The organism is Oscillospiraceae bacterium (assembly GCA_035380125.1).
Lineage (GTDB): Bacteria > Bacillota > Clostridia > Oscillospirales > JAKOTC01 > DAOPZJ01.
Genome location: DAOSWV010000013.1, coordinates 69,501 through 94,713, shown reverse-complemented (window position 1 = coordinate 94,713; position 25,213 = coordinate 69,501). Strand labels below are relative to the sequence as shown.

24 protein-coding genes, 1 tRNA gene and 1 riboswitch are annotated in these 25,213 nt (G+C 49.8%); of the genes, 15 read left to right on the top strand and 10 right to left on the bottom strand.

The window, feature by feature from the left end; genetic code table 11:
- Positions 1-983: AmmeMemoRadiSam system protein B (amrB, locus tag PK629_06990; GenBank protein HOP11218.1), on the bottom strand; the 983-nt coding region annotated here is incomplete at its 3' end.
- A 314-nt stretch (positions 984-1,297) separates the two neighbouring features.
- On the opposite strand from amrB, the gene PK629_06985 reads away from it, so the two are divergent.
- From PK629_06985 to PK629_06970, 4 genes are all read left to right on the top strand, one after another.
- Entirely contained in the window at positions 1,298-2,560 is a 1,263-nt protein-coding gene (locus PK629_06985; GenBank protein ID HOP11217.1) for an InlB B-repeat-containing protein, read from the top strand.
- Between the two features lie 215 nt (positions 2,561-2,775).
- Positions 2,776-5,103, top strand: a complete 2,328-nt coding sequence (locus PK629_06980) for an InlB B-repeat-containing protein (GenBank protein HOP11216.1) — start codon at positions 2,776-2,778, stop codon at positions 5,101-5,103.
- Between the two features lie 136 nt (positions 5,104-5,239).
- A complete protein-coding gene (locus PK629_06975) occupies positions 5,240-6,601 on the top strand; it encodes an FAD-dependent oxidoreductase (GenBank protein HOP11215.1) in 1,362 nt (453 codons plus the stop codon).
- Positions 6,602-6,898: 297 nt separating this feature from the next.
- On the top strand, positions 6,899-8,500 hold the full coding sequence (locus PK629_06970) for a CTP synthase (GenBank protein ID HOP11214.1): 1,602 nt from the start codon (positions 6,899-6,901) through the stop codon (positions 8,498-8,500).
- Positions 8,501-8,724: 224 nt separating this feature from the next.
- Here PK629_06970 and PK629_06965 read toward each other — a convergent pair whose 3' ends face one another.
- The 3 genes from PK629_06965 to PK629_06955 are packed head-to-tail and all read right to left on the bottom strand — an operon-like array spanning position 8,725 to position 11,265.
- The gene (locus tag PK629_06965) at positions 8,725-9,273 is read right to left on the bottom strand and encodes a hypothetical protein (GenBank protein ID HOP11213.1); all 549 of its coding nucleotides are present in this window, start codon (positions 9,271-9,273) and stop codon (positions 8,725-8,727) included.
- Positions 9,274-9,310: 37 nt separating this feature from the next.
- Positions 9,311-10,171 carry a metallophosphoesterase gene (locus PK629_06960; protein HOP11212.1) on the bottom strand — a complete coding sequence of 287 codons (861 nt, stop codon included), beginning with the start codon at positions 10,169-10,171 and terminating at the stop codon, positions 9,311-9,313.
- Between the two features lie 41 nt (positions 10,172-10,212).
- On the bottom strand, positions 10,213-11,265 hold the full coding sequence (locus tag PK629_06955) for an ADP-ribosylglycohydrolase family protein (protein ID HOP11211.1): 1,053 nt from the start codon (positions 11,263-11,265) through the stop codon (positions 10,213-10,215).
- Positions 11,266-11,444: 179 nt separating this feature from the next.
- Here PK629_06955 and PK629_06950 point away from each other — a divergent pair, with 179 nt between their 5' ends.
- The 5 genes from PK629_06950 (at position 11,445) to PK629_06930 (ending at position 14,843) form a co-directional block, all read left to right on the top strand.
- Positions 11,445-12,080, top strand: a complete 636-nt coding sequence (locus PK629_06950; GenBank protein ID HOP11210.1) for a hypothetical protein — start codon at positions 11,445-11,447, stop codon at positions 12,078-12,080.
- Complete coding sequence (locus tag PK629_06945) at positions 12,080-12,739, top strand: hypothetical protein (protein ID HOP11209.1); 660 nt, start codon at positions 12,080-12,082, stop codon at positions 12,737-12,739. The genes PK629_06950 and PK629_06945 overlap by 1 nt, the downstream gene beginning before the upstream one ends.
- A 47-nt stretch (positions 12,740-12,786) precedes the next feature.
- The gene (locus PK629_06940) at positions 12,787-13,356 is read left to right on the top strand and encodes a hypothetical protein (protein ID HOP11208.1); all 570 of its coding nucleotides are present in this window, start codon (positions 12,787-12,789) and stop codon (positions 13,354-13,356) included.
- A 115-nt stretch (positions 13,357-13,471) separates the two neighbouring features.
- Positions 13,472-13,555, top strand: a tRNA-Leu gene (locus PK629_06935).
- A gap of 511 nt (positions 13,556-14,066) precedes the next feature.
- A complete protein-coding gene (locus PK629_06930) occupies positions 14,067-14,843 on the top strand; it encodes an alpha/beta fold hydrolase (protein HOP11207.1) in 777 nt (258 codons plus the stop codon).
- Between the two features lie 70 nt (positions 14,844-14,913).
- Here PK629_06930 and PK629_06925 read toward each other — a convergent pair whose 3' ends face one another.
- From PK629_06925 to PK629_06905, 5 genes are all read right to left on the bottom strand, one after another.
- Positions 14,914-16,041 carry a glycerate kinase gene (locus PK629_06925; GenBank protein ID HOP11206.1) on the bottom strand — a complete coding sequence of 376 codons (1,128 nt, stop codon included), beginning with the start codon at positions 16,039-16,041 and terminating at the stop codon, positions 14,914-14,916.
- A gap of 3 nt (positions 16,042-16,044) precedes the next feature.
- On the bottom strand, positions 16,045-16,713 hold the full coding sequence (locus PK629_06920) for a lactate utilization protein (GenBank protein HOP11205.1): 669 nt from the start codon (positions 16,711-16,713) through the stop codon (positions 16,045-16,047).
- 6 nt (positions 16,714-16,719) lie between these two features.
- A complete protein-coding gene (locus PK629_06915; GenBank protein ID HOP11204.1) occupies positions 16,720-17,463 on the bottom strand; it encodes a sugar phosphate isomerase/epimerase in 744 nt (247 codons plus the stop codon).
- 82 nt (positions 17,464-17,545) lie between these two features.
- Positions 17,546-18,610: a hypothetical protein gene (locus tag PK629_06910; protein ID HOP11203.1), complete on the bottom strand. Its 1,065-nt coding sequence runs from the start codon at positions 18,608-18,610 to the stop codon at positions 17,546-17,548.
- A gap of 11 nt (positions 18,611-18,621) precedes the next feature.
- Positions 18,622-19,440, bottom strand: a complete 819-nt coding sequence (locus tag PK629_06905; protein ID HOP11202.1) for an AraC family transcriptional regulator — start codon at positions 19,438-19,440, stop codon at positions 18,622-18,624.
- Between the two features lie 159 nt (positions 19,441-19,599).
- On the opposite strand from PK629_06905, the gene PK629_06900 reads away from it, so the two are divergent.
- Both PK629_06900 and PK629_06895 read left to right on the top strand, forming a co-directional pair.
- Positions 19,600-20,646, top strand: a complete 1,047-nt coding sequence (locus PK629_06900) for a zinc-binding alcohol dehydrogenase (protein HOP11201.1) — start codon at positions 19,600-19,602, stop codon at positions 20,644-20,646.
- Between the two features lie 15 nt (positions 20,647-20,661).
- Positions 20,662-21,633, top strand: coding sequence for a Gfo/Idh/MocA family oxidoreductase (locus PK629_06895; GenBank protein ID HOP11200.1), 972 nt, complete (start codon positions 20,662-20,664; stop codon positions 21,631-21,633).
- 75 nt (positions 21,634-21,708) lie between these two features.
- On the opposite strand, the gene PK629_06890 is transcribed toward PK629_06895, so the two are convergent.
- Positions 21,709-22,419 (bottom strand): biotin--[acetyl-CoA-carboxylase] ligase, encoded by a 711-nt coding sequence (locus PK629_06890; GenBank protein HOP11199.1) that lies wholly within the window; start codon positions 22,417-22,419, stop codon positions 21,709-21,711.
- A 300-nt stretch (positions 22,420-22,719) separates the two neighbouring features.
- Positions 22,720-22,804: riboswitch (cyclic di-GMP riboswitch) on the top strand.
- Between the two features lie 127 nt (positions 22,805-22,931).
- Here PK629_06890 and PK629_06885 point away from each other — a divergent pair.
- From PK629_06885 to PK629_06870, 4 genes are all read left to right on the top strand, one after another.
- Positions 22,932-23,258 carry a nucleotidyltransferase domain-containing protein gene (locus PK629_06885; protein HOP11198.1) on the top strand — a complete coding sequence of 109 codons (327 nt, stop codon included), beginning with the start codon at positions 22,932-22,934 and terminating at the stop codon, positions 23,256-23,258.
- Positions 23,259-23,594: 336 nt separating this feature from the next.
- A complete protein-coding gene (locus PK629_06880; protein ID HOP11197.1) occupies positions 23,595-24,086 on the top strand; it encodes a HEPN domain-containing protein in 492 nt (163 codons plus the stop codon).
- A 116-nt stretch (positions 24,087-24,202) separates the two neighbouring features.
- Entirely contained in the window at positions 24,203-24,829 is a 627-nt protein-coding gene (locus tag PK629_06875) for an A24 family peptidase (GenBank protein HOP11196.1), read from the top strand.
- A 149-nt stretch (positions 24,830-24,978) separates the two neighbouring features.
- On the top strand, positions 24,979-25,152 hold the full coding sequence (locus tag PK629_06870; protein HOP11195.1) for a Flp family type IVb pilin: 174 nt from the start codon (positions 24,979-24,981) through the stop codon (positions 25,150-25,152).
- The last annotated feature ends 61 nt before the right edge of the window (positions 25,153-25,213 follow it).

Genomic DNA, 25,213 nt, shown 5'->3' with positions numbered 1-25,213 from the left:
TCTCTCGAAAGCATCTCATGGAGCAGCCCATCGGGCAGGTTCGCCTTTTTGCCGCTGATGACATAGGTCTCGACCGTGAACCGCGCCAGTTTGACGTAGGGGTCCTCTCCGGCTTTGACCTTGTCGAGCTTTTCCCGCTGCTTTGTTTTATAACGTTCGCCGATGTTCTGCGTTGCATCCTCCCCGATCACTTCAAAGGCCGCGACGCCGTAGCCGACGCCGAAGGGCCCTTCATACGAGAGCAGCTCATGCGTGACCTTTTTGCCGTCGAGCGCGCCCGCCATGATCTGAAACGATTTCAACCCGCATTCCGCAGCGGCGTCGGTAAAATCGGGCGAAAATTCGAGCAATGCCGAGAAGTCACCCTCAGAAAATGCTTTTGTAATCTGCGCATCGAACTGCGGGCCCTCTGGCGCAAAACCGTAAGGCCCGTTCTCTTTGAGTTTGTGCGACAGGTCTCCACTGGCGATCAATACCACCCGCCGGTCGAGTTCCTCCGCTGCTTTGGCGATGCACTGCCCCAAACGGTAATGGGTTAGCGCCGACATGCCCGAAAGCCCGATGCGGACGAGTTTATAATCTTTATAGAACTTATTTAAAAAATACAGCGGGATCACCGTTCCGTGGTCGAGATCGGGGTCGGTCTGCCCGAACGTACCCGCCGCGACGCCGTTTTCTTCAGCCTGTGCGCAGAGTTCGGCGATCAATTCGGCGTCGTAGTCGGCCGACACACGCACGTTTTCCGCCCGAAAGCGTCCCAGATCGCCCCGGGCAAACCCGCTCGGAGAGATATGAATATAATCCGCATACATCACTGAATGCGGGCTGGTGACTACCACTGTTTCCGGCTTTAAGGCCGCGATGCGTTTCATCACTTCACCGAAAGCCGCCGTAGTTTCGGCGATTTTGTTTTCCTCTCCCCTGCCGACCTCGGGTACGATGATCGGCGGATGGGGCACCGCAAACGCCGCAATAACCGACATGTCCTCAACTCCTCTCTTTTCGATAACCTATTATATCACACGCGCAAAAAATTTAAATATAATCCCGTAAATACAAACATATCACTCTAATTAAAAACATAAATATCTCTGTATGTCGAATTACTGAGGTTTTTCAACAATAAAATCATCAAAAAATTTTTCCGTGTCCATATTACAACCTTTTTCGCGAATGACTTGTGTTACGATTTTTTCCGATGGGATGAAAATCCGAAATTTCCCACCCGTGTTGCGCATTCGGGACGGTCAAACCCGAATATCGAAGAATAAACCACAAACTGAAAGGGGACAATGCAATGAAGAAATTTTCCAAGGCGGCGGCGGTAATTCTCGCAATTATTATGGCAGCGGGACTGTTTGCCGCAACAGTATCCGCTGATACGAACCCATGCTCCTCGTTCTATCACATCTATTACGACGGAAACGGCAGCACCGGCGGTTCTCAAACAGACAGTAGCGAGTACGATTTTTGGCAGAAAGCCATCGTCAAAGGCCAAGGGACGCTTCTGAAAACCGGATATAGTTTTAGTGATTGGAACACGGAATCTGACGGAAGCGGCGATTCTTACGCGCCCGGCTATGAGATTGATTTTGTCATAGGTGTTATCAGTTATCCCGGTTTTTGGTTCTGGGGAATTTGGATTCCGGGCTGGGATGAACCCGTTTACGGAGACAAAGTCCTTTATGCCCAGTGGACAATTAACCAGTTCACGATGACCTTTGATTCTGAGGGCGGGAGTAATGTTGCATCGGTGACTCAGGATTACAACACAACGGTCACGCAGCCCGCGAGTCCGACCAAAGAGGGCTATACCTTCGCGGGTTGGTATACAGGCGACGGCGGCACCGGCAGTCCGGTCGCTTTCCCGTACACCCTAACCGAAGATATTACCGTCTATGCGAAATGGAATATCAATTATTATACGATGATGTTTGATTCCGAAGGCGGAACGAGTGTCTCTCCGGTCACCCAGGCCTATAATACCAAGATCGCCGCACCCACATCACCAACCCGTTACGGTTTCACCTTCGACGGCTGGTATACGGGTTCTCTGGGAACCGGAACCAAGATCAGCTTCCCGTACACGATTAAAAACAACATCACCGTCCACGCCAAATGGCTTGCCAACACCTATACGTTGAAATTCGATTCCGAAGGGGGCAGCGCTGTTGCTTCGCAGACACGATATTACGGTGAATACGTCAACAGTCCCGCGAACCCGACCAAGGACGGCTATACGTTTGAGGGCTGGTATCTGGGCGATAACGGCACAGGCAGCAAAGCCGTGTTCCCGTATAACATCGTCGGAAATGCCACCGTCTATGCCAAATGGAGCAAGAATGAGGTTGTAGAAGTGTCCGTGCCCGCAGCTTCCAGCACACCTGCAACGCCCTCGATTCCTTCAACGACCACGATCAGTTCGACACCTGCTCCGACGAGTGTCCCGGATATGGGCGGAGAAGTCAATACGGTTACAAATACGGTGATTATTTTATCCGTTTTGGTGATTTCGGGAATTGCAGTTCTGGGATACAGAAAACTAAGAGCAGAGAAATAAACAGATTTAAATCATTCGGATAACAGAATCGCTCAAGTCGCTGTTTGCGATTTGAGCGATTCTGTTTTTTGTAAAAAATATTCCACAAAAAGTAAATTTTTACATCCAAACGAAACAAATGTAACCGTTTTGTAACCGATAAATGGTAGAATATTGTCAAATGAATTACTTAAAAGGTGATTCTTGAAGGAACGAACAAACGAAAGGAGCAAAGCATGAAAAAATGGAAGAAGATATCAGCGCTTCTCATTTCGCTGATTATGGTTGCAGGTCTGTTTTCCGCAACAGTTTTTGCAACCACCACGAGTACTGATACAGGATGTCCGTTGAAATATCATATTTATTACAATGGAAACGGCAGTACCAGTGGCTCTCAATCCGCTTCCACCGGTTGGGATTGGGAAAAGATTACGGTGAAAAACCAAGGCACTCTTCAAAAAACCGGTTACCACTTTACCGGTTGGAACACAAAAAGCAACGGCACGGGTGAATCCTTCGCCCCCGGTGATCAAATCGATTTTATCATCGTTTCCGAATGGGTTGAAGGACACTTGGAATACAACCGCTTTGGACTCCCGTATTGGGTACCCGGCTATTGGCATCTCGAATACGGTGACAGAACCCTGTATGCCCAGTGGGCGATCAACACCTATAGTGTGACCTTTAAGACGACCACCGGCGGTAAAATCAACGGTGGAACCGCAGATATCGTCAGAAGCGGTATTAATTATGGTACAAGTATGTCGACCATCACGCCGACTGTAACTGCGAACGAGGGATACACTTTCACGGGTTGGACCCCTGCACTTCCGGGCACTGTGACATCAGCAGGAACTTACACTGCCAACTTCTCGCTTAATACCTACGATGTAACCTTTAAGACGACCACCGGCGGCACAATCAACGGCGGTACTGCAGATGTTGTAAGAAGCAATGTCAATCATGGCACAAGCATGTCGACCATCACACCGACCGTGGCCGCAGACGAGGGTTACACCTTCACGGGTTGGACTCCTGCTCTTCCCGGCACTGTGACATCAGCAGGAACTTATACTGCCAACTTCACGCTTAACACCTATGATGTGACCTTCAAAACAACCACCGGCGGCACAATCAACGGCGGTACTGCAGATATCCTCAGGAGCGGCGTCAATCATGGCACAAGCATGTCGACCATCACACCGACCGTGGCCGCAGACGAGGGTTACACCTTCACGGGTTGGACTCCTGCTCTTCCCGGCACCGTGACAGCGGCAGGAACTTATACTGCAAACTTCACACTCAATACTTATGATGTGACCTTCAAGACGACCACCGGTGGCAAGATCGACGGCAGCACTGCGGATATCCTCAGAAGCGGCGTCACCCACGGCACCGATATGTCAACCATCGTTCCGTCCGTAACCGCAGACGAGGGATACACCTTCACAGGTTGGACCCCTGCGCTCCCCAGTACTGTGACAGCGGCAGGAACTTATACTGCAAACTTCGTGCTTAACACCTATGATGTGACCTTTAAGACCACAACCGGCGGCACAATCAACGGCGGAACCGCTGACATTCTCAAGGAAAATGTCGATCACGGCACACTGATGTCAACCATCGCGCCGGCTGCCGTCGCTGATCACGGCTATACCTTTGCCGGTTGGAGCCCGGTTCTCCCGGAAACCGTGACAGGCGAAGGAACCTATACCGCGCAATTTACGATCAACCAGTACACCATGACCTTTAATTCCATGGGCGGCAGTGCGGTTGCTCCGATCACCCAGAATTTCAATACCGAAATTGCCAAACCGGCTGACCCGACGCTTGAACACTACACTTTCATCGGCTGGTTTGATGTCGAAGGCAACGCAATCAGCTTCCCGTATACCCTGACCGATGACATCACCGTCTATGCCAAGTGGCAAATCAACAGCTATACAATGATGTTCGACTCTGCCGGTGGCACAAGCGTGTCCCCTGTCAGACAGGAATACGGGACGCAAGTCGCACAACCCACCAATCCGACCCGCTACGGCTTCACCTTCTCGGGTTGGTATACCGGTGAAAACGGCACGGGTACGTTGGTTAACTTCCCGTACACCCTCATCGGCAACATTACTGTTCATGCCAGATGGACAGCGGGTACCTTTACGATGACTTTCGATTCCGAAGGCGGTAGCGCCGTGGCCTCGATCTCCGGCAGCTATGGCGAATACATCAACGGCGCCGGAACCCCGACCAAAGACGGCTTCACCTTCGAAGGCTGGTATTCCGGTGACAACGGCACAGGCACTCAGATCACCTTCCCGTATAACATCACAGGCGATGTCACCGTCTATGCCAAATGGGCCGCGGTTGAAGTCGTCTCCGAACCGTCCCTGCCTGCCACATCGAGTCAACCGGCGACAACCATCAGCGAGAATCAAACCCCGACCGATGTTCCCAGCATGGGCAACGACAACCTCGGCACAGCGGCGATCACAATCGGGCTCTTCTCGATGTTCTCCCTTGCCGGCTTGGCCGTGATCGGTTCCAAAAAACGCAAGGCAATAAAATAATTTCTAACGATTAAAAACCCCACATAAGACACCCGCCGGAAGCTCGCCTTTCGGCGGGCGTCTTTTTCCTCTGTTTTGACACTACGCTATATTTATGATAAACTGAATCGAAAATTCAAATTTCTTCGGAGGGAATATGCTGTACCAGAAAAACATACCGGAAACCATGAAATACGATTTCGCCGTCGCGGGAGGCGGTTTAACCGGGGTCTGTACCGCCGTTGCCGCCGCACGGCACGGATTAAAAACGATTTTAATTGAGCAAACCGGTATGCTTGGCGGCGTCGCCACAGCCGGACTTGTCTGCCAGTTGCTCGGCGGTATGAAATTCAGTGAGTCAGGCCCATTCCCCAGAAATGTCGCCGGTCTTTTCAAAGAAATTACCGATAAGCTCATCACCCAAAATGACGCGATCGATCCCGACACCATTGATAAAAAAATCAATCCGCATGGTTGGTTTCCGGGTCTTGCGGCAGGTGTGCCGTTTGACATCGAAGCCATGAAAGCCGAACTCGATCAGATCTGTTTGAACAGCGGTGTTAAACTGCTGTATTTCACCGACATCGTCGACGTCAAAACCGACGGCGAAAAGCTGACGCATCTCATCGTACACAATAAAAGCGGATTGTCCGCTATTTCCGCTACGCGGTTTGCCGACGCCACCGGTGACGCCGACGTCGCTTTTATGAGCGGCTGTCCGACGGTGACGGGCCGTCCCGAAGATCATCTTGTCGCACCCGCCTCTCTCGAATTCCATGTCGATCATGTCGACAAAGAAAAATGCGTGAAATATATTGTTGAAAACAACGAGCAGCGCTTCAGAAAACTGATTTTATCCCTGCGTGAAAAAGGCGAATGGGACTTCCCGTATGAAATTTTTTGCTCCTCGCAAATCACCGAACCCGATACGTTTTTTATCAACACCATCCGCCAAGTCGGCATTGACGGCACCGACGCCGATTCGATGACTGCCGGGATGACGGACGGACGGCAGGAGATTAAAAAACTCTTTGGCTTGATGAAAAAGTATTTCCCCGGATTCGAGAACAGTCGTCTGAAAACCGTCGCGCCTGTGATCGGTATCCGTGAGACCCGTCGTATCGTCGGTGATTACACCCTAACCGTAGAGGAACTTTTAAAAGGCCAAATCTTTGACGACAGCATTGCGGTTTCCTCTTACGGATGGGATCTGCCCGACCCCAAAAAGCCGAGTCTTCAGCCGTTCTCGGGCAAAGAGAAACCCGTCTACACCCATATCCCCTACCGCTGTCTGATTCCGCAGAATATCTCCAATCTGATCGTCGCCGGACGTTCGATCAGTGTCGAGCGTGATGTTTTGGGGCCGATCCGGGTTATGGCGCCCTGCTGTGCGATGGGTGAGGCCGCCGGCCTCGCCGCGGTTGTCGCTGCTAAAGAGGGTTCTTCATTTGAAGACGTGAATATCGGTTCTCTGCATGAACTATTGAAACAGGATAACTGCATCTATCGTATGGGTTGAAATCGAGCATTCGGATTTCATTGACATAAATAACAACATGTAGTCATTTGACTTGTACATAAAAGCCAAATATAGTAATTAAAAAATAAATATTTTAAAAAATCTTTGATTTTGCTCTTGCAATCAGTGTCTAAACTTGATAGAATATGTTCATTGTTTTTACACAGCAAAGATGCTGTGAAACGACTGCGGTCGCAGCAACTGAGGTCGTGAGCTGTATCCGGCGGCTTGTCCGGCGTTTTCGGCTGCATCAGCCATTTACGGCAAAAGAATTACAGAAAGATGAGGATAACGGAAATGACGAAGTATATCTTTGTGACCGGCGGCGTTGTTTCGGGGCTTGGCAAAGGTATCACGGCAGCTTCGCTGGGACGATTGCTGAAACAACGCGGACTAAAAGTCGCCGCGCAAAAGCTTGACCCCTACATGAATGTCGATCCGGGCACCATGAGCCCGTTTCAGCACGGCGAGGTCTTCGTCACGGACGACGGGGCCGAGACCGACCTCGATCTCGGTCACTATGAACGCTTCATCGACGAGAATTTAACGAAATATTCAAACCTGACCTCCGGAAAGGTTTACTGGAACGTCCTGAATCGGGAACGTGCGGGCGGGTATCTGGGCGAGACGGTTCAGATCATCCCCCACATCACCAACGAGATCAAGGACTTTATTTATGCCGGTGCGAAAAACAGCGGTGCAGAAGTTTTGATCACTGAGATCGGCGGTACAACCGGCGACATCGAGAGCCAGTCGTTTTTGGAAGCTATCCGTCAGATTTCACTGGAAGCCGGGCGTGAGAACTGCTTATTCATCCATGTGACGCTGGTACCGTATATCCGCGGCTCCGAGGAACACAAATCCAAACCCACACAGCATTCGGTCAAGGAACTGCGTTCCATGGGTATTTCACCCGACATCATCATCGCCCGCGCCGATGACCCCATCGGAGAAAGCATCAAAGCCAAAATCTCACTGTTTTGCAACGTCAAGCGCGACTGCGTCATTGAAAATCTGACCCTGCCTTGCCTGTACGAAGCGCCGCTGATGCTTCATGAAAACGGCTTGGACAGCGTGGTCTGCCGTGAATTGAATCTAGACTGTCCCGAACCCGATTTGGCCGAATGGCGTGAGATGGTCGCGGGCATTAAAGCTCGCACCCGTACCGTCAAGATTGCCATGGTCGGTAAATATACCCGCCTGCACGACGCTTATCTCTCGATCATCGAATCATTTAATCATGCCGGCAGCAGCTTGGGTGCGAAAGTGAAGATCCTCTGGATCGACAGCGAACGGCTTACCCCAAAAAATACTGCGGAAGTTTTAGCCGAAGCAGACGGCATCTTAATCCCCGGCGGCTTCGGAGACCGCGGCATCGAAGGTATGATTCAAGCGGTCAAATATGCCCGCGAAAATCACGTTCCGCTGTTCGGTATCTGTCTGGGCATGCAGATCATGACCATCGAATTTGCCAGAAGCATCTGCGGTTATACCGACGCCAACTCCGGCGAATTCTCGGTTGACTCCAAACATAAAGTCATCGACATCATGGAAGAGCAGAAAAAAATCATCACCAAGGGCGGCACGATGCGGTTGGGTGCCTATCCCTGCATGACTGTGAAAGACACCATCATGCGCGACTCCTATAAATCCGAAAATATCAGCGAACGCCACCGTCACCGCTATGAATTTAATAACGACTATCGTGACGAATTCCAAGAGAAAGGCCTCGTCATCAGCGGTATCTCTCCGGACGGCATGCTCGTCGAAGCCGTGGAACTCCATGACAATCCGTTTTTCGTCGGCGTCCAGTTCCACCCGGAATTCAAGAGCCGTCCCAACCGCCCGCATCCGCTGTTCGTCTCGTTTATCAGAGCAGCTCTCGGGCAGGTAAAATAACGAATCAAAACAAACGGTCTCCGCAAGGAGGCCGTTTTTTGTAGGGCGCGGCATCCCTGACGCACCGTGCAGATTACACACCGTTTTAAAATAAACAACGTCTTAAGTAGGGAGCGGCGACCCCGGCGCTCCGTTCTTTCGCAATCCGTTCGGCGTGCCGAGCCGTCACACCCTACGGGAAACGAAAAGCAGGCGATAAACAGTGTATATTCCATATAACCCGCTTATTCGGCCTCGTAAAAGACATTGTAGAGATCGGAAAAATAGGCCACATCCCCGTATTTCAACGAGACCTCCAGATGTCCGTAAGAAACCGGTATTTCATTGGCGTTCAATGCGATATCCACCGAACTTCCGTCACCGGTCGGCGCTATTACCGCGACCTGCTGCCGCTGATCGGCGGTCTCGGTTCCGGCCGGTGTTATATACACCGCAATCAAATCGGGAAGATCGCCGTCGATCTGTACGCGCAGCACGGCCATAGTCGTCAGGTCGTACCAAAGCGCATCGGCGGTGATTTCATTCATTTGCCCATCATAAAAACACACGGAGGCCGTTCCGGAACGTTGGAAATCGGCAATATTCACATTCCCCTGTAAGGAAACCGCCGATGAAACTTCTTCAACCGACGTCTCTTCGGATGACTCATGACTGCCGACGAAACAACCTGACAAGCCCCCGAGCATACCGAAAATCAAAAGTGCGGCCGCCAAAAAGGCGATTCCGTTTTCTTTCCTCCCGACGGCAAATATATTACTGCTTTTGCTGTTCATGAACTTCTTCCTTTATAAAATCGTTATTTAACGCATCTCAGCGACAAATCGGTTTCATATTCACAATGACCAATTCGGGCGGATTAAACACCCGGGGAACTTCATTTTTACACAATCCCCGGCTCACGATCAAATCCGTATTTTCCAACTCATAAAGACCCCCGGCGAATTGCGGAAAGAAGCCCTGATTGGGAGAATAAATCCCGTTGACAATTCCCGGAATACGCCACTGCCCGCCGTGGGCATGACCCGATAACACCAGATCGAATCCGCTGTTTTCATAAGCCGCAACCAGTTCCGGCCGATGGGACATCAGTATACAAAATGTCCCGTCCTCGATTTCTTTTTGGCATGTCTCAAGCTGCCGATACCAACCGCTCCCCACGGTGTTCTCTGAATAGGACGAACCGGAAAAAGCCTCGGGGTCATCCACTCCGAAGATCTGCAGTTTTTGATTGTTCACCGTAACGGTTACGCCGGTTCCTTCCAAAACCGTGATGCCGCAGGAACGCACCCATTCTTTTATTTCCGCCGTATCGCTGCGCCAATTCTCGTGGTTGCCGGTGATATAAAAGCACGGATAAAACGCACTCAAGGCCGTTAACAGCCGTTCGGCGTTATCATCCTCGGTATATTCATCGAAAATATCGCCGGAGAGCAGCACAAGATCGGGTTTTTGCTTTTTAACAGCTTTGATCAGATCCTTTTGGCTGCTGCCGTACAGCGAACCATGCAGATCGGTAATCAGCGCGATACGCACCGGCGACTTGAGTTTGCTCGTATGTACGGTATAGGTCCGAATCGCCAGCCCCTGCCAGAAAACCGCAGAGAAAAAAACCGCACAAGCGGCCGTGATTGCGGTCAAAGCGGTGATTTTCTTTTTACCGGCATCGGACATAAAAACCTCTTTTGCATGCGCCTAAAGATGTTCAATCGATATTATTTCATCATTGCAGCCACTGCCTGAACCAGCGGGCGGGTAAGTGTGGTATCACAGCCGAACAAGTTGACGTTTTCACGGGCTTTTTCAGGATCACCTTCACTGTACAACAGCGCACCGGCGACAGCCATCGCATTTGAAAACGCACTGTTATTGATAAAGTCCAAAAGAATTGAATCGGGGGTCGGATCGCTTTTCGCGCCTTCGTCACTGGTCAGACCGGCATGACCGCAAACCCGAATCAGATCTTTGGCGCAGTCGTCGGCGTTGACCTTGCAGTTGAGATTGCGCTGCATCCAGGAAACCGCACGGAACCAGACCGTCGGAATCGGCAGGCAGGACAGCGAACGCACCGTGAACACCTCGGGGTCGGAGATCGTCGAGGCATGGGCAATCATCGCGGCCATCCACATCGCGGCATAGACACCGCCCTTATGGTGACTGACCAGCGTGTATTTCATCGCATTTTCAGCGGCGATTTCGGGCTGTGGCGCAAATGCCACGCCAAACGCGGCGCCGATGGCAAGTGCATCGGAATCGGCACGGAAGGGGTTGGAAAAACTGCCGGTTTCATAAGCGGTTTTGCCGTCCTGTGCGTTTAAAACGGCGATCTTTTGCGCATTAGTCAATTCATCCGGATGTTCGGATAAAAAAGTCAAAACCGTTTCGGGCGTTGCAAAGCCGTGTAATTTAATATACCGCGAGGCAAGCGCATAAGCTGAAAGGCCACGTAAATTCGAATCAGCATTTTCAAGTGCATTTTTCTGCTCATCGGTAAGCCCGTATTGGAACGGTGACTGAAGAATCGGGCACCATTTGATAATCTCCTCCGGCGTCACTGGGTCGATGGTGCGTCCGCCCTTGATCGGCAGCGCCTGACTCTCGGCGTAAAGCGAAAGTGCGGCAGCAGTCTTTTCAGGGCCATTCGGCATATCAGCAACAGCATTACAACGCTGAGAAAAATCTGCGGCGGGAATTTTTGTCTCAATGGCGGTTAAGAAGGGTTCGGCTTTGAGCCCTTCGTTTTCACGGTATGATTTCACATCAAACATTTTCGCGGCCTCCTCGCGGATTGTATATGTGTAACAAGTTTACACTAAAACCTCGGAAAGTGTCAAGTCAATCGGGGATATTGTACTTGAAACCATCACAAAAATATGTTATAATCAGGAAAATTCTGTGTGTAAGGAGATCTGATAGAATGCGCTTGGGGAAAAGCGGAAACGTGATTGTGAATAAACGCACATTTAAACTCGTTATCACCATCTCAATTGTCGTATTGATAGCGATTTTTACAGCGCTTTGGTTCAAGGACCATACACTTGATCCTCGAGATTATTTTTACACCGATTATGTCCAAGGTCTGACCGATTACAAGGTTATCACCGGAACCCACACCTACACGGCCCTCAATATCAATGACCCGGAGAGCATCACCGCCCTATTCGATTATCCCCCGTTCCCGCCCTATGTTCCCGAGGGATATTCCCTCGTAAAAGCGGAGTTGATCGATCAGGATGAGGGCGACGGCCGAAATTTTAAAGCTGTCATCCGTCTTCGTTATGAAGACGATCAAAATCCCGATGATTTCTTTCTGGTCATCATGGCTGAGGGCACGGGACTGATCACCGAGAGCGATTATCGGACTCATAATACATACAGCGCCGATCCCGCAAGTTACAGCGGACATTTCTTGACTTTCGCGGATCATGACCTCTGCATCTATAAATTCATGGGTTCGCAGGCTTACTTTTCAAAATTTGAATTTGCCGATCGGATTTGGACCGTTCATTTCGAAAACGTATCCAAGCACAATATCCGATTGATTATTACCTCAATTTTTACACAGAGCGGAGATGTTGACTGATGGACGACCTGACTTCCCAGCAGAAAAAAGACCGAAAAATTCTATATATCATCTTGATTTGGGTCGGTGTAATCGTTGTATCCCTTGCCGCAATCATGCTCACAACAAAGAGCGGGAACAAAAACGTCAAACAGATTGACCTGCAGTGGAACCAAATTCAATTCGGTGAGACGGTTGAGGCCAATTTCATCTGGGAGGACCTCACCGACATTGATACCCCGGAAGAACTGGAGGCCATCATAGGCGTCAGCCCTTCCATCGAAGCATCCCTATTTAATAACTTCAGTATCGGCGGAATTCGGAAATATACACCGTTTGACGAAACGGGTTATCAACTGCCTGACCTGACCAGTGTCGGCGTTCAGTTTGTCGATAATTCCGACGAGACACGCACGGTACTTTCCATCGTCTCAAAAACCGATGGCCTGACCCTCCAATTCCCGAATTCGGAATACAACAGCGATCTGCGCAACAATGACGAGGCGTGGACGATTATTGACGATGATAACCGCTGCAAACTCTATAAGATCTATGCCGATGGTATGGTTTCGCAATACAGTTATGCCATTTTCGAAAAGGACGGTCATTTTTGGCACATTGAGTTCACCAATATGACCGATGACGAAATCGCTCAAATCATCTATTACGCAATGCAATAGTTTATCTAAACCCCAACTTTTCTCTATTAACAGAAAGGATGGTTGTCATGAGTCACAGAGCAAAAAATTGGTTGATATTCGGCATTATCGTCGCGGTGTTCGCCGGAACGATCGGCGTGGTCAAACTGATTCATTTTCAGAAATATAAGATTCCGGATGACGCGGTTTTAGGCAATCTGGACGTCACTCTGGTTCAAAGCGAGCCCGACATTATCATATCGATATATTCGGACGAAACCGCCGAATCCACTACCATTTATATCTTTCGACCCGACGGCGGACTCAATATCGGCTCTTTTAACGAGGCGATCGACGACGCGCTGTATCCGGAAGTCACAGAGGGTTTTTCCATGAATGAACCGGGCAGCGTTTATTTCATCAAAGACGATAAAGTTTACTGTTGTTCCGCGATCAACCGAAATTGGGAAATCACCGACCGGAAGACCTGGCAGGCATTTGCAATTTTTGAGCTGCGCGACGGAATCCCGTACATTGATGATAATTATATCGTATATAACAATGTCTATCCGATCGCTCTCAGCGAAAATCGCTTGACTTGGAACGATTTTATCGCGCAAGTCAACGAAAAAATTGCCGAATACGAAAGCAGCCGCTGAGTGACAACGAATTTCTTTAAAACGGTTGACAAAACTCCCGCATAATGTTAAAATACTTTTCGCGGTTCGGATCATCCGACCGGATCGTATCCGATTATGACCCGCGAAACTTTATGCGAGAGTGGCGGAACTGGTAGACGCGCACGTTTGAGGGGCGTGTGTCTATGACATACGGGTTCAAGTCCCGTTTCTCGCACCAAAAAATGAAATACCCACCTTGTGTGGGTGTTTTATTTTTTTATACGGGACTTGAACCTCTCAAGCTCCCGTTTCTCGCACCAAAAATAAGACATCCATATTTATATGGGTGGCTTATTTTTTTACGCCGACCTTGTCGGCGTTTGGGACATTGGACCTCTCAAGTCCAATAGCCGCCGCAGCGGGTGTTTTTCTCTGCACCAAAATGAAAAAGTGCTCACATCAGTGAGTGCTTTTTTGTTTTGGTATGGGACTTGAACTTGTTCAAGTCCAAACACGCGCGCAGCGGGTGTTTTTCTCTGCACCAGACTAAATCTGGACGCAAACGCGTCCGGATTCTTTTTGTATTCCAAACTTGGATAGCTCGCGGACAAAGCTCCATCAATCCGAAAAAACAAATACATATTGCTTGTGTGGGTGCTTATTTTTTATACGGGACTTTTATTGAATTGATGTTCTATGATATAATTTGCTTATAAGCGATCTCGGAATCGGAGGTAAACAAACAAAAGATGAAATATACAAAAGAAAAATTCGAATGCGGCAGAGATGCTCTCAAAATACGCGGCTATCTGTTAAAACCCACTCTTTCCGGGAAGATGCCTGCTGTGATTGTCAGCCACGGTTTCGCAAGCAACACGCATGACACCAAGAAATATGCCGAATGTTTTGCGGAAGCGGGATATGCGGCTGTGTATTTTGATTTCTGCGGTTCGGGGAGAAGCAAAAGCGACGGCAAATCCACAGACATGAGCGTATTGACGGAAAAAGCAGACCTCTCGGCCGTTCTTGACGCGCTGCGCTCTCTTGATTTCATCGATCACTCAAAAATTATCCTCGCCGGATGCAGTCAAGGCGGCTTGGTTTCCGCTTTGCTTGCCGCAGAACGCGAATCCGATGTGGATAAGCTCATTTTATATTATCCGGCGCTTTGCATTCCTGACGACGCGCGCCGTGGCAAAATGCTGAACAGCAAGTTCGACCCGGAGAATGTGCCGCAAACATTTCGCGCTCTGTTTGTCAAGCTGGGCGCCAAATTCGCGACAGATGCGCAAAAACTCGATCCGTTCAAAGAGATCTGCACTTTTGCAAAGCCCGTTCTCATTTGCCACGGGACTGCGGATCGCCTTGTCAACATTTCTTATGCACAGAAAGCGGCGAAAGAATACCCGAACGCCAAACTGGTTATTGTCGAAAACGGCGACCACGGATTTTTATTTCACGGCTTTAAAGAAGCCATGCGGGCGACCATGCAATTTTTAAACGAAGATGACCATACAAAGTTGTAAAGTCCAAAACGGAGAAAAAACAGAAGACGCGCGCTGTAAAAGCGCGCGTCTTTTTAACTGTTTCAAAATTTTATTTTTTTGCCGCTTGAATCAATCGGCAGATATTCGCCACCGTGTCTTGCAAGTCCTTTTGCGAAGTCAGTTTTGCGGTTTCAAACGGCACTGCCAGATGATTGATGCTGAAAACGGCAGTCACCCCGTGGCGCAGCACGGCTTCGTAATCGGGTGAGACGTTACCTGCGACCGCAATCACCGGTACGCCGGCTTTTTGCGCATACGCTCCGATGCCCGAAATCACCTTGCCGTAAGCGCTTTGGCTGTCCACCCTGCCCTCGCCCGTAAAGATATAGTCGGCGTCTTTGATGATTTCATCGAAATGCACGGTTTCGAGCAGCAGTTTGATGCCCGATTTCAGTTCCGCATCGAAAAAGGCGGAAAAACCTGCGGCGAATCCGCCCGCGGCACCGCCGCCTTTCAGCGTCAAAATATCCTTTTCGTTTTTTTCTCGGATGATATCCGCAAATTTTTTCAAGTTGCCATCAAGGCGTCTGACCATTTCGGGCGTCGCGCCTTTTTGCGGCCCATAGACAGCCGACGCGCCTTCCGGTCCGCACAGCGTGTTTTCGACGTCGCAGGCGATGGTGAACCGGCAATTTTTCGCCGTTGTATTTATCGTGCTTGCGTCGATTTCAACCAATTCGGCCAGCCCGCCGCCGGTCGGGTCGATCGGGTTTCCGTCGGATTTCAGAAATCTGACGCCGAGTGCCGACAATGCCCCGACGGCGCCGTCGTTGGTCGCGCTGCCGCCGAGTCCCAAAATGATATTTTTGCATCCGTGCCTGATCGCGTCGGCGATCAATTCACCGGTGCCGTACGTTGTCGTCTTTTCGGGGTTTTTCACCGTCACAAGCGGCAGACCGGAAGCGGCGGCCATCTCGACCACCGCCGTCCCGTTTGGCAAAATTACATACTCGGCTTCAACCGGCTGAAATTCGGGTCCGGTGACCGCCTTTTTCACGATTTCACCGCCGAGTACCGCAAAAAACGCCCGCACGGTGCCTTCGCCGCCGTCCGCAGCCGGAACCATCACGACTTTGCTGTCCGGGAAAATCGTTTTGATCCCCGAAGCAGCCGTCTCACAGGCGGTTTTGCTGGTCATCGTGGACTTGAAAGAATCGATCGCAACGACGAATTTCATGTTTTAATACCCAAGCTCTTCACCGACAAGAATCACCTTGATCCGATCCTTATGGCGCTGTTTGGCGCTGATCACATAATTACAGCAAATGCGCGCATCGCTGTTGCAGCCGCTGCCGAGTTCGTCGTTATCGGATTCGCAGCAGACGCCCTTTTCGCGGCAAAAGGTCTCGCAGTTCAAGCGCATGCAGTTACAGGGTGCGGCAACAGTTTTGACCCGCTTCGCAGCGGCATTGATATCCGGCACGATTTTGTTGTATCCGGCGACCACGATGACGCTTTTCGGTCCGAACAACAGCGCCGCAACGCGATTGGAATTGCCATCGACGTTATAGAGCTTACCGTCCAACGTGATGGCATTGGCGGAACACAGATACACGTCCGCTGAAAAGGCCTGAATATAAATTTCACGGATTTGTTCCTTTGATAAACCCGGAACACCTCGGTCGAGATAGTTGTATTTTCCGCTGCGCAGCAGGCCGATGATGCCGCACTCGTCAAGCGTCACCGAACCGCCGCTGCCGACGGTATCGCCCTCGCTGAGCAGTGAAGCGGCAATCTCACGCGCCTCGTTGCGGTCTTTGGCATAAAACCCGCGCATATTGTTTTTCTCCAGCGCAACGATGACGTTTTCGATCTGCCGTTTGACGAACTCCGCTTTTTTCTCAGTCATAATGTTTTAAAAAAGTCCCAGCTTCAAAACACCCTGTGCGGAACGCGCGCAGCTGTCGAGCACCGGCATTGTGTAGCCCTCCTGTTCGACAATAAAGTGTTTGATCCCGATCTGTTTGCCCGTTGTGATCAGCGATTTGAAATCGATGATGCCATCGCCGAGTTCGACGTTTTTCTTTTCGCCGTTGACGATACCGAGTTCCTTCATGTGCATCAGCACTTCGCGGCCGGCATATTTTTTGACATACTCCATCGGATCGACGCCCGCGAATTTCACCCAGTAGACGTCAAATTCAAACGTGACACGCGGATCGGATTCTTCCGCCAGCAGGTCGATGAAACGCTTGCTGCCCGCCATGCGTTCGAATTCATAGGCGTGGTTGTGATAGCCGACTTTTACGCCGCTCTTGGCGCCTTTTTCAGCCGCGTTCGAGAGCAGTTCGGCGATTTTTTTCACGTCGTCGGCCGTCTCCATGCCGCCGCTGGCCAACACAATATTCGTGCTGCCGACGGCCAGATTATATTCCATTTGCATATCGAAATCTTTACCCACGCCGTCCGGTCCGACATGCGTACTGACCGCTTTCAAGCCGCTGTCGTCGAGCAGTTTTGCCATCTCGGCTGGTTTCAACCCGTAATATCCCGCAAACTCGACCTCGGTGTAACCCATCTCGCCGACTTTTTTCAATGTCCCCGCTACATCATCCTTGATGACGTCGCGCAATGAATAAAGTTGAATTCCGAATCCCATAATTACATCTCCTTACCGATGTTTAAAGTAATTTTATTTTAACACAGCCGACACGGCTTTTCAATGTCTGTCGCCGATTAAATCATTTTCTGAAAAAGCGTTTAACCCGGTTTTCGGAATCGGGAACCATCTCGAGCAGCGTCTGACCCATCAATGACTCTGCGGTATTTGATTTGTTATCGGTAAGCCGCACAAAGGTCTTGCAGAGAATGTAATCTCTGACACGAATCATATTCATCGGGTCGTAACCGGTGATGAGAAAATCACCGTCCATTACGGATTCGAACGAATGGATGAATTCCTCGATTTCGCTTTCATGTTCATATCGCGTTTTAATCAGGGCTTTCTCCAACTCGATGTCGGCTTCCGTAAGCTTCGGCAATTCCGGTGAGAGCGTATCCGCAATCCATCCCCAGACCGGTTGTTTTGCGCCTGAAATATCGTGGTGAAAATCAATCCCGAGTTCTTTTACCGTCAGCAGCAGTACCGCACCTGAATAATAGGAGATTCGCCGGATGTCAAATTGCAACGCGCTCAAATCCCGCAGTTTTCTGATATAAATCTTGCAGCGCTGCGTGTATTTTTCATCGGATAGTATTTTCAGCGCCGAAGTGCCGATATACTCCGCCATGCCCTCGAAGGTTTCTGAAAAATATTCGCACTCGATCATTTCGCCGATCAGCTCTCTGCGTTTTTGCCGCAGCCCGCAAATTTGATTTAACAACTGCCTTTTATACGGTAAGTCTGTTGTCTCGAATGCATCGGCAAGCAGCTTATTCTCGATGTATTTTAAATTGAAATTCTCAATATCGGACGGATACAGCAGCGTTTTTAAATCATTCGGAAACCGTTTTTCGCCCTTTTCATATTGAAACGCGTGAAACATCTCGTGTACCATGTCGGCGGTCAATGTCTCGGCATCTTCTTTCGCAGGTTCACCCTCAATGTTCCAAATGGCCAGCTTTCCGCCCTCATATTCAATCGCCGTATTGCCGAAAAACCGCTCGTCGCGGAGGATTTCACCGTTTTCCAGATACACCTTCTTTTCATCGTAAAGCGCAAACGGGTATCGGTGAAACCCCTTCCACAACGTATCAAAGTCGGTTTTCTTCAGATTTTCGCTTACTTGCCCGATCAGTTCCCGCATTTTGTCCTCCTTTATTGCTTTCTGAAAGCTGCCGGTGAAAACCCGGTGAGCTTTTTAAATGCCCTCGAAAAATAAAACCCGTCGGAAAAACCCGTGCACTCGCTGATCTCACTCACAGAAAGCCCGGTGGTTTTCAAAAGTTCTCTTGCCTTTTCGATTCTGTACTTTAATATATAGGTCTGCGGCGGATCCCCCGCGTTTGCGTTAAAAAGTTTCGAAAAATAACTCCGTTCCAGCCCGACATAAGCCGCCAACGCCGCAACCGAAATTTCTCTGTGGTAATTGGCGTGGATGTACCCGATGGCTTTTTCGATGTAGTCAAAGGTCTTTTTTTCATTTGCACGCGGCTTAAAAGCGTTTTCCGACTTTTCGAGTTCCGCCAGCAGAAAGCAAAGATGCCCGACCAACAAGAGATCGTCCGGCGATTTTTGGTCGATAAATTCTGCGAGCAAGCTGTCCATCAATTTCGGCAGGTTGTGGGTTTCTCCCAACGCCAGCACCGGATTTTCACGCGATATGCCCGCCCGTTCAAGCAGTTTTCCCGCCAGACGCCCGTTGAAAGCGAACCAGTAAAAAGACCATGGGGCGGAACTGTCGGTGTAATACCAAACCACGTCGCGCGGAAAAATGCAGAACGCCGACCCTTGATCGATGCGGTGGACTTTTCCGCCGGTCTTATAAAAGCCCTTCCCTTTATGAATATAATGAATCAAAAAGCAATCGCGCACATTCGGACCGCAGGAAAAATCGGGGACGACGTCTTCATAGCCGCAATAATGCAGATCGAAATCGCAGTCAACCGCCGCCGCGTTATAATATTCCATCCGCATAACAACCGCTCCTTTTCGCATCCTTTCCCTTATTATACCGAAAATAATGCTCCTGTCAAGAAACCACATGAGTGCAAATACAGCACAGATGGATTCATGTTATTTCCGACGGGGGTTTTTATAATGAAGATGAAATCCCAATTCACAGGAGGAATTACTATGAAAGTTATGGTTTACGAGGGCCCCAGAACCGTTTCACTGGCCGAAGTGCCTGATTTTCCGCTTCAAAAAAACCAAGTCCGGACAAAAACACTTTACACCGGCCTCAGCCACGGCACCGAAATGAACGTCTACCGCGGCGTCGCCCCATTTTTTAAAAACAAGATGGATCCCGAGACCAAGCTGTTCGTCCCGGCAGAACAGGACGCCTGGACCTATCCGATCCGCAGCTGCGATCCGGGCGTATGGTATATGGGTTACGCCAACGTCGGCGAGGTCATTGAAATCGGCGCGGACGTCAAGGAGTTTGCGCTCGGCGACATCGTCTTCTCGAACTCTCCGCATCAATCGCAGGTCGTTTTGAATGCCGAAGATGCGGTCAAACTGCCCGAGGGTCTGAAGCCCGAACAAGGCGTTTTCTTCGCCAACCTTATCACCTCTTACAACGCGATTCTCGATTCCGAGATCAAACTCGGCGATAAAATCGCGGTCTCCGGCCTCGGCGTTTTGGGGCAAATGGCCTCGCAGATGGTCAAGATGTCCGGCGCGCTCGAGGTCTACGGCATCGATTTATTCGAAAAACGCCGCGAAGCCGCACTGGCAAACGGCGTAGACAAAGTGTTCGATCCGACGGCGGGCGACGTCGCGATGCAGATCAGAAAGCTCACAAACAAAAAAGGACCTGATTCGGTCATCGAGAGTTCGGGCAGCGTCAAAGGGCTGCACAACGCGATTCGGGTCGCCGCGCCCGACACCACGATCACCGCACTGAGCTGGTATCAGGGCGCCTGTTCCGATCTCAACCTCGCGGAGGAATTCCACCACAACCGCGTGGCGATCCGCTGCTCCCAGATGGTTTGGATCAATCCGAAAATCCGCCATATGTGGGACACCGAGCGCAGAAAACAAACCTGTGTCGAGTTGATTCAAAAATTGAAACTCGGCAATCTGATCACCGACATCATCCCCTACGACAAAGTCGCATCGGCCTATGAACTCGTCGACAAACACCCTGCCGACATCATTCAGGTCGTGCTGAAATATTAAAGGAGGCATATTCAAATGAAAATCGGTATTATCGGAACCGGTTGGGTCTCCGCTGCGCACATCGGCTCTCTGCAAAAAATCGAGGGCGTTGAAATTTCCGCCGTCGCCGGGACTTCTCTCGAAAAAGCCGAAAAGATCACGGCGAAAACCGGCGGAAATCCTTACGGCGATTACCGTCAAATGCTCTCGAAAGAGAAACTCGACGCGGTCTATATCCTGACACCGCCGCATGTTCACGGTGAAATTGAACTGCTTTGCGCCAAAGCCGTCCCTGCGGTCTTTATCGAAAAGCCCGTCGCAAACGACCTCGAAACCGCACTGACCGTCGAGTGCGCATTTGAAGAGGCCGGAACCATCGCCGCTTCGGGTTATCTGATGCGGTATTGCGGCAGCGTCGGATATGTGAAAAACCTCTTTGCGAATTCCCCGGATAAACCCGCACTTTTAAACGCAAGATGGGTCTGTCCGATGCCGGGTCCGATGTGGTGGCGCACCAGAGCGCAGTCGGGCGGCCAATTCACCGAACAGTGCACCCACCTCGTCGACGCCGCGCTCTATATGGCCGGCGGGATCACCGAGGTCTCGGCGTTTGCCGCCACCGGCTATATGACCGAGGTACCGGGATATGACGTAGACGACGCTTTTATCGTCAATGCAAAATTCAAAAACGGCGCGATCGGCAACTTCTCGACCGGCTGCTTCGCGCAGGATGAGATCGACATCGGCATGGTCATCTCCTCTAAAACCACCCGCTGCAAGTTCAGTTCCTGGGATATGGGTTTGGAAATCGACTACGGCAAAGGGCATAAAGAGACCATTATGCCGGAACCCGATCTTTTCCTGATCCAAAACACCGCTTTTGTCAACGCGGTTAAATCCGGTGACGCAAGCGGACTCCGTTCGACCTATCACACCGCCGTCGAGACCTTGAAAGTCACCCTCGCGGCCAATCAATCGGCTGTAATCGGTAAACCGGTTCATCTTTAATTCTTCTGTTACGAAAAGGCGCACGGGAAAATCCCGTGCGCCCTTTTTATCTATTGTATTACCACGTTATGTATATTACGCGCGAATTTCACCCGAACACATCCAGACAACCTTGCCGGCATCCGTACGTAAAAGCAGTTTAAAATCATCCCCGATCGCCACCGCCGTACCGCTGACAATCTCCTCCCCCCGCTGGACTTCAATGCGCTTTCCCAGCGTTACGCAGCGTTCGCGGTATTCCCGTCCGATTTTTGTCTTTCCACCGGAATACAATTCAAAGAACGTATTGAGCACCGTTTGACGCAGCCGTTCGGGATCGCCTTCTTCCTCTTGAAATACGGCGCCGGCGATATTTTTGATTTCATCAGGAAATCCGCCTGCAGGCTCATAACAATTGATACCTATGCCGACAATCACATATTCCGGTTTTGTGCCCGCGCCGAAAACCGCCTCGGTCAAAATACCGCAGACCTTTTTTTCATCGATTAAAACGTCGTTGACCCATTTAATACCCGCCCGTTTTCCGATGGATTTTGCCACCGCCACTGCCGCAGCAGCAGTTGCGGTCGTTGCATCAAACCCTCTTGTCTTGGGACGCAGGAGAATGCTCATATATAATCCGCCGTCCGGAGAATAAAAATTCCGTCCGCTGCGGCCCCGCCCTGCGGTTTGCCGTTTTGCAATAAGAACACAACCCTCCGGTTCACCGGCAGCCGCCATTTTTTTCAATTCGTCATTGGTCGAACTCACTTCTTCCATTTCGACGATTTTGATCTTAATATCCATTTCCGCCTCCATAAAACTCTTCGAAACGTAAGGGACGGGCAACCATAACGTACTTTTTCACTGTACGTCATCATGTACATACCGGTTCCTTTGTATCTATTATAACATAAAAACGCAAAAAAATCTCTCAAATTTCAGATGATAAATTGATCTTTTTTGCCGAGAAAAACGCTAATTATGCCCATTTTTGTATAATTTGCACATATCCGAAGGATTATATTTGTTAATTATTTTTCCATTTACCCCCTTGACAAACATTTCCCCAGCGCTTATTATAAAGGCGGACAAGCGATCTTGTCCCCACGAAAAAGGCAAAACCCGTGAAAGCGGGCGACGCAAAGCTAAAGGGCCTAAAGGCGAAAGCCAATGGCAGCCAGTTGCCGAATCTCAATATATTCCGGGGATATCTCTCGGGTAATAACGAGTGACAGCAACTTGGCATCTTTAAGAGTCGAGTTGCTTTTTTGTTGTTTAATCAATTCAAACGCAACCAAACAAGGGGGTGACCAACAATGGCCGCAGCCGACTTCCTACCGAAGAGAGAGAGAACGCTGGTCTTGCGGTGTATCGAACAAATGAGAGGTCTTGAAGGCGTGGCAAAGATTGTGCTTTTCGGTTCCTACGCAAAAGGTACTGCGAACGCACAGAGCGATATCGACATCGCAGTGTTCTTTGATATCAAAAAGAACTGCCTTCTGGATGAATACAGAAAACTGGTCAACATCTGCACGGATCCGGAAAAAGAAATACAGGTCCAAGCGTTCACGCTTGACGAACTCGAAGACCCGTGCGGAATCGTAGAAGAGATTGTACATCACGGCATTGAGCTGACAGCATAGCAACGATCAACCGGCGCTGTCGCTACGGGGGCAAATAAAATATGAACAGCTGAACTTTCATCGAGTGAACAAACACCGAAACCACGATGAACAATACAGCCATCCGTTCAATAAGCCCCGTATCGCCGATGCCGGCAAACGAATCTCAGACCGTGGAATTCATCCGCGCTAAAAGATTGAGATTTGCCCGGTACCGGCATACAGCATCTTTAGGGAAATTTTCTTCTGTTGACACGTTTCGAACCATATCGCGGCAATGCCGCATTGATAAATAAAAAATTCCGAGATCACACGGAATGCCGATGCCGGTGATCCAGACGGGAGGAAAGAGAGAAAATGAATAAATCCGAAAAATACGGTTATTGGATTATGCTGACCAATTATGATCTGGAAACGATCGGTCCGCTGGTACAGAGCGAACGATGGGTTTATGTCGTCAGTTTATGCCAAACCGCAATTGAACGCCAACTCAAGGGCATGTATGTTTATTATTATGACAGTGAAGCGCCCAAAACGCACAACATCAATTTTCTGTTCTCAAAACTCATTGCGAAAATGACGTTTTCAAATGAAACCGACAAAAAGCGTTTTGAAGAAGGAAAGAAAAGCTGCGAAGATTTCTTAGTTGACCTGTCCTACTACTACATATCCGACTATCCCTTCTCCTACAAAAACATCACGTCGCGGTTTGTCAGCCGTGAATCCGCAATGAATATTCTTGAGCGCACAAAAAAGCAAATCCAATGGCTGCGCTCCTTCCTTTGGGAAATTCAATTAACACAAGCGCCCAACCGTAATCGTCTTGTCGATTTAAAAACAGTTGAATAAGAGAATTACAACGCCCAACGAAATATTACCGAAAGCGCAACGCATTTATGCGGTATAAAAAAGCGGTTCGGATCTTCCTCCCCGAACCGCTCATTACAAAAAAAGAGGTGACAGAAATGCTCCAAACCATCATCACAACCATCTGCTGCGCACTGCTCGGTGCCGTGCTGTCCTATCCGGTTTTATTGCTCAACAGACAGCTGCTTAAGAATCGCGGTCTCGAGTCCAAAGAAGGCAAAGCGGAGCATATCGTCCTCCCGATCATCATGGGTCTGTTCGGAGCCGTTATCGGCTGGCGTATCGGCCTGACCTGGGAAACCCTCTACTTATATCTTGTCCTGTTCGTTTGCGGCTCCATCAGCTGCATCGACGCCAGACACCGAATCATTCCCAACGAGTTGGTCTTTGCTCTTTTGGCACTGACCATTGCATTCGGCGCAGCCGGTGTCACAACGATCGACTGGCTCTCCTCACTCGGCGGATTCGCCGCCTGCTTCGTGCTCTTCCTGCTTCCGGCATTGTTTTCCAAAAAAGTCGGCGCGGGCGATATCAAACTCGCCGCTGCAATGGGCTTCTGTGTCGGACTGATGGGCAGTTTATATGCGATCACCATGATGGGCATTCTGGTTTTAATCTATGTCGCGGTCCAGTTTCGAATTCCGATCGTTCAACGGTTAAAAACCATGGTTCCGATGGGTCCGTTTCTGGCCATTGCGCTCATCGCGGTGTCCCTGTTGTCGTAAAGGGGTGAGTTAATATAGATATTCAAATTATTCATCCCCTATTGCGTTATCCTTTTTATCAATCCGGATAAAACGCGTCATCCGGACACGACAGCGGCCGTAATGTTCTTATGTGCTTGTCAAAATCTAAAAATCACGGAGGAAAATGTATGCTGAAAGAATTCTTCAACGACGAAAGCGGTCAGGGCATGGTCGAATACGGCCTGATCATCGCACTCGTCGCGGTTGCGGTCATCGTAGCCATCACGGCACTCGGCGACAGCCTTAAAGGCATCTTTAACAAAGCGGCCAGCGAACTCAGCGACGCCATCACATCGGCTTAATCTTAAAAAACAAAAACAAACGGAGGAAAAATCATGTTGAAAAAATTCTTTAGCGACGAAA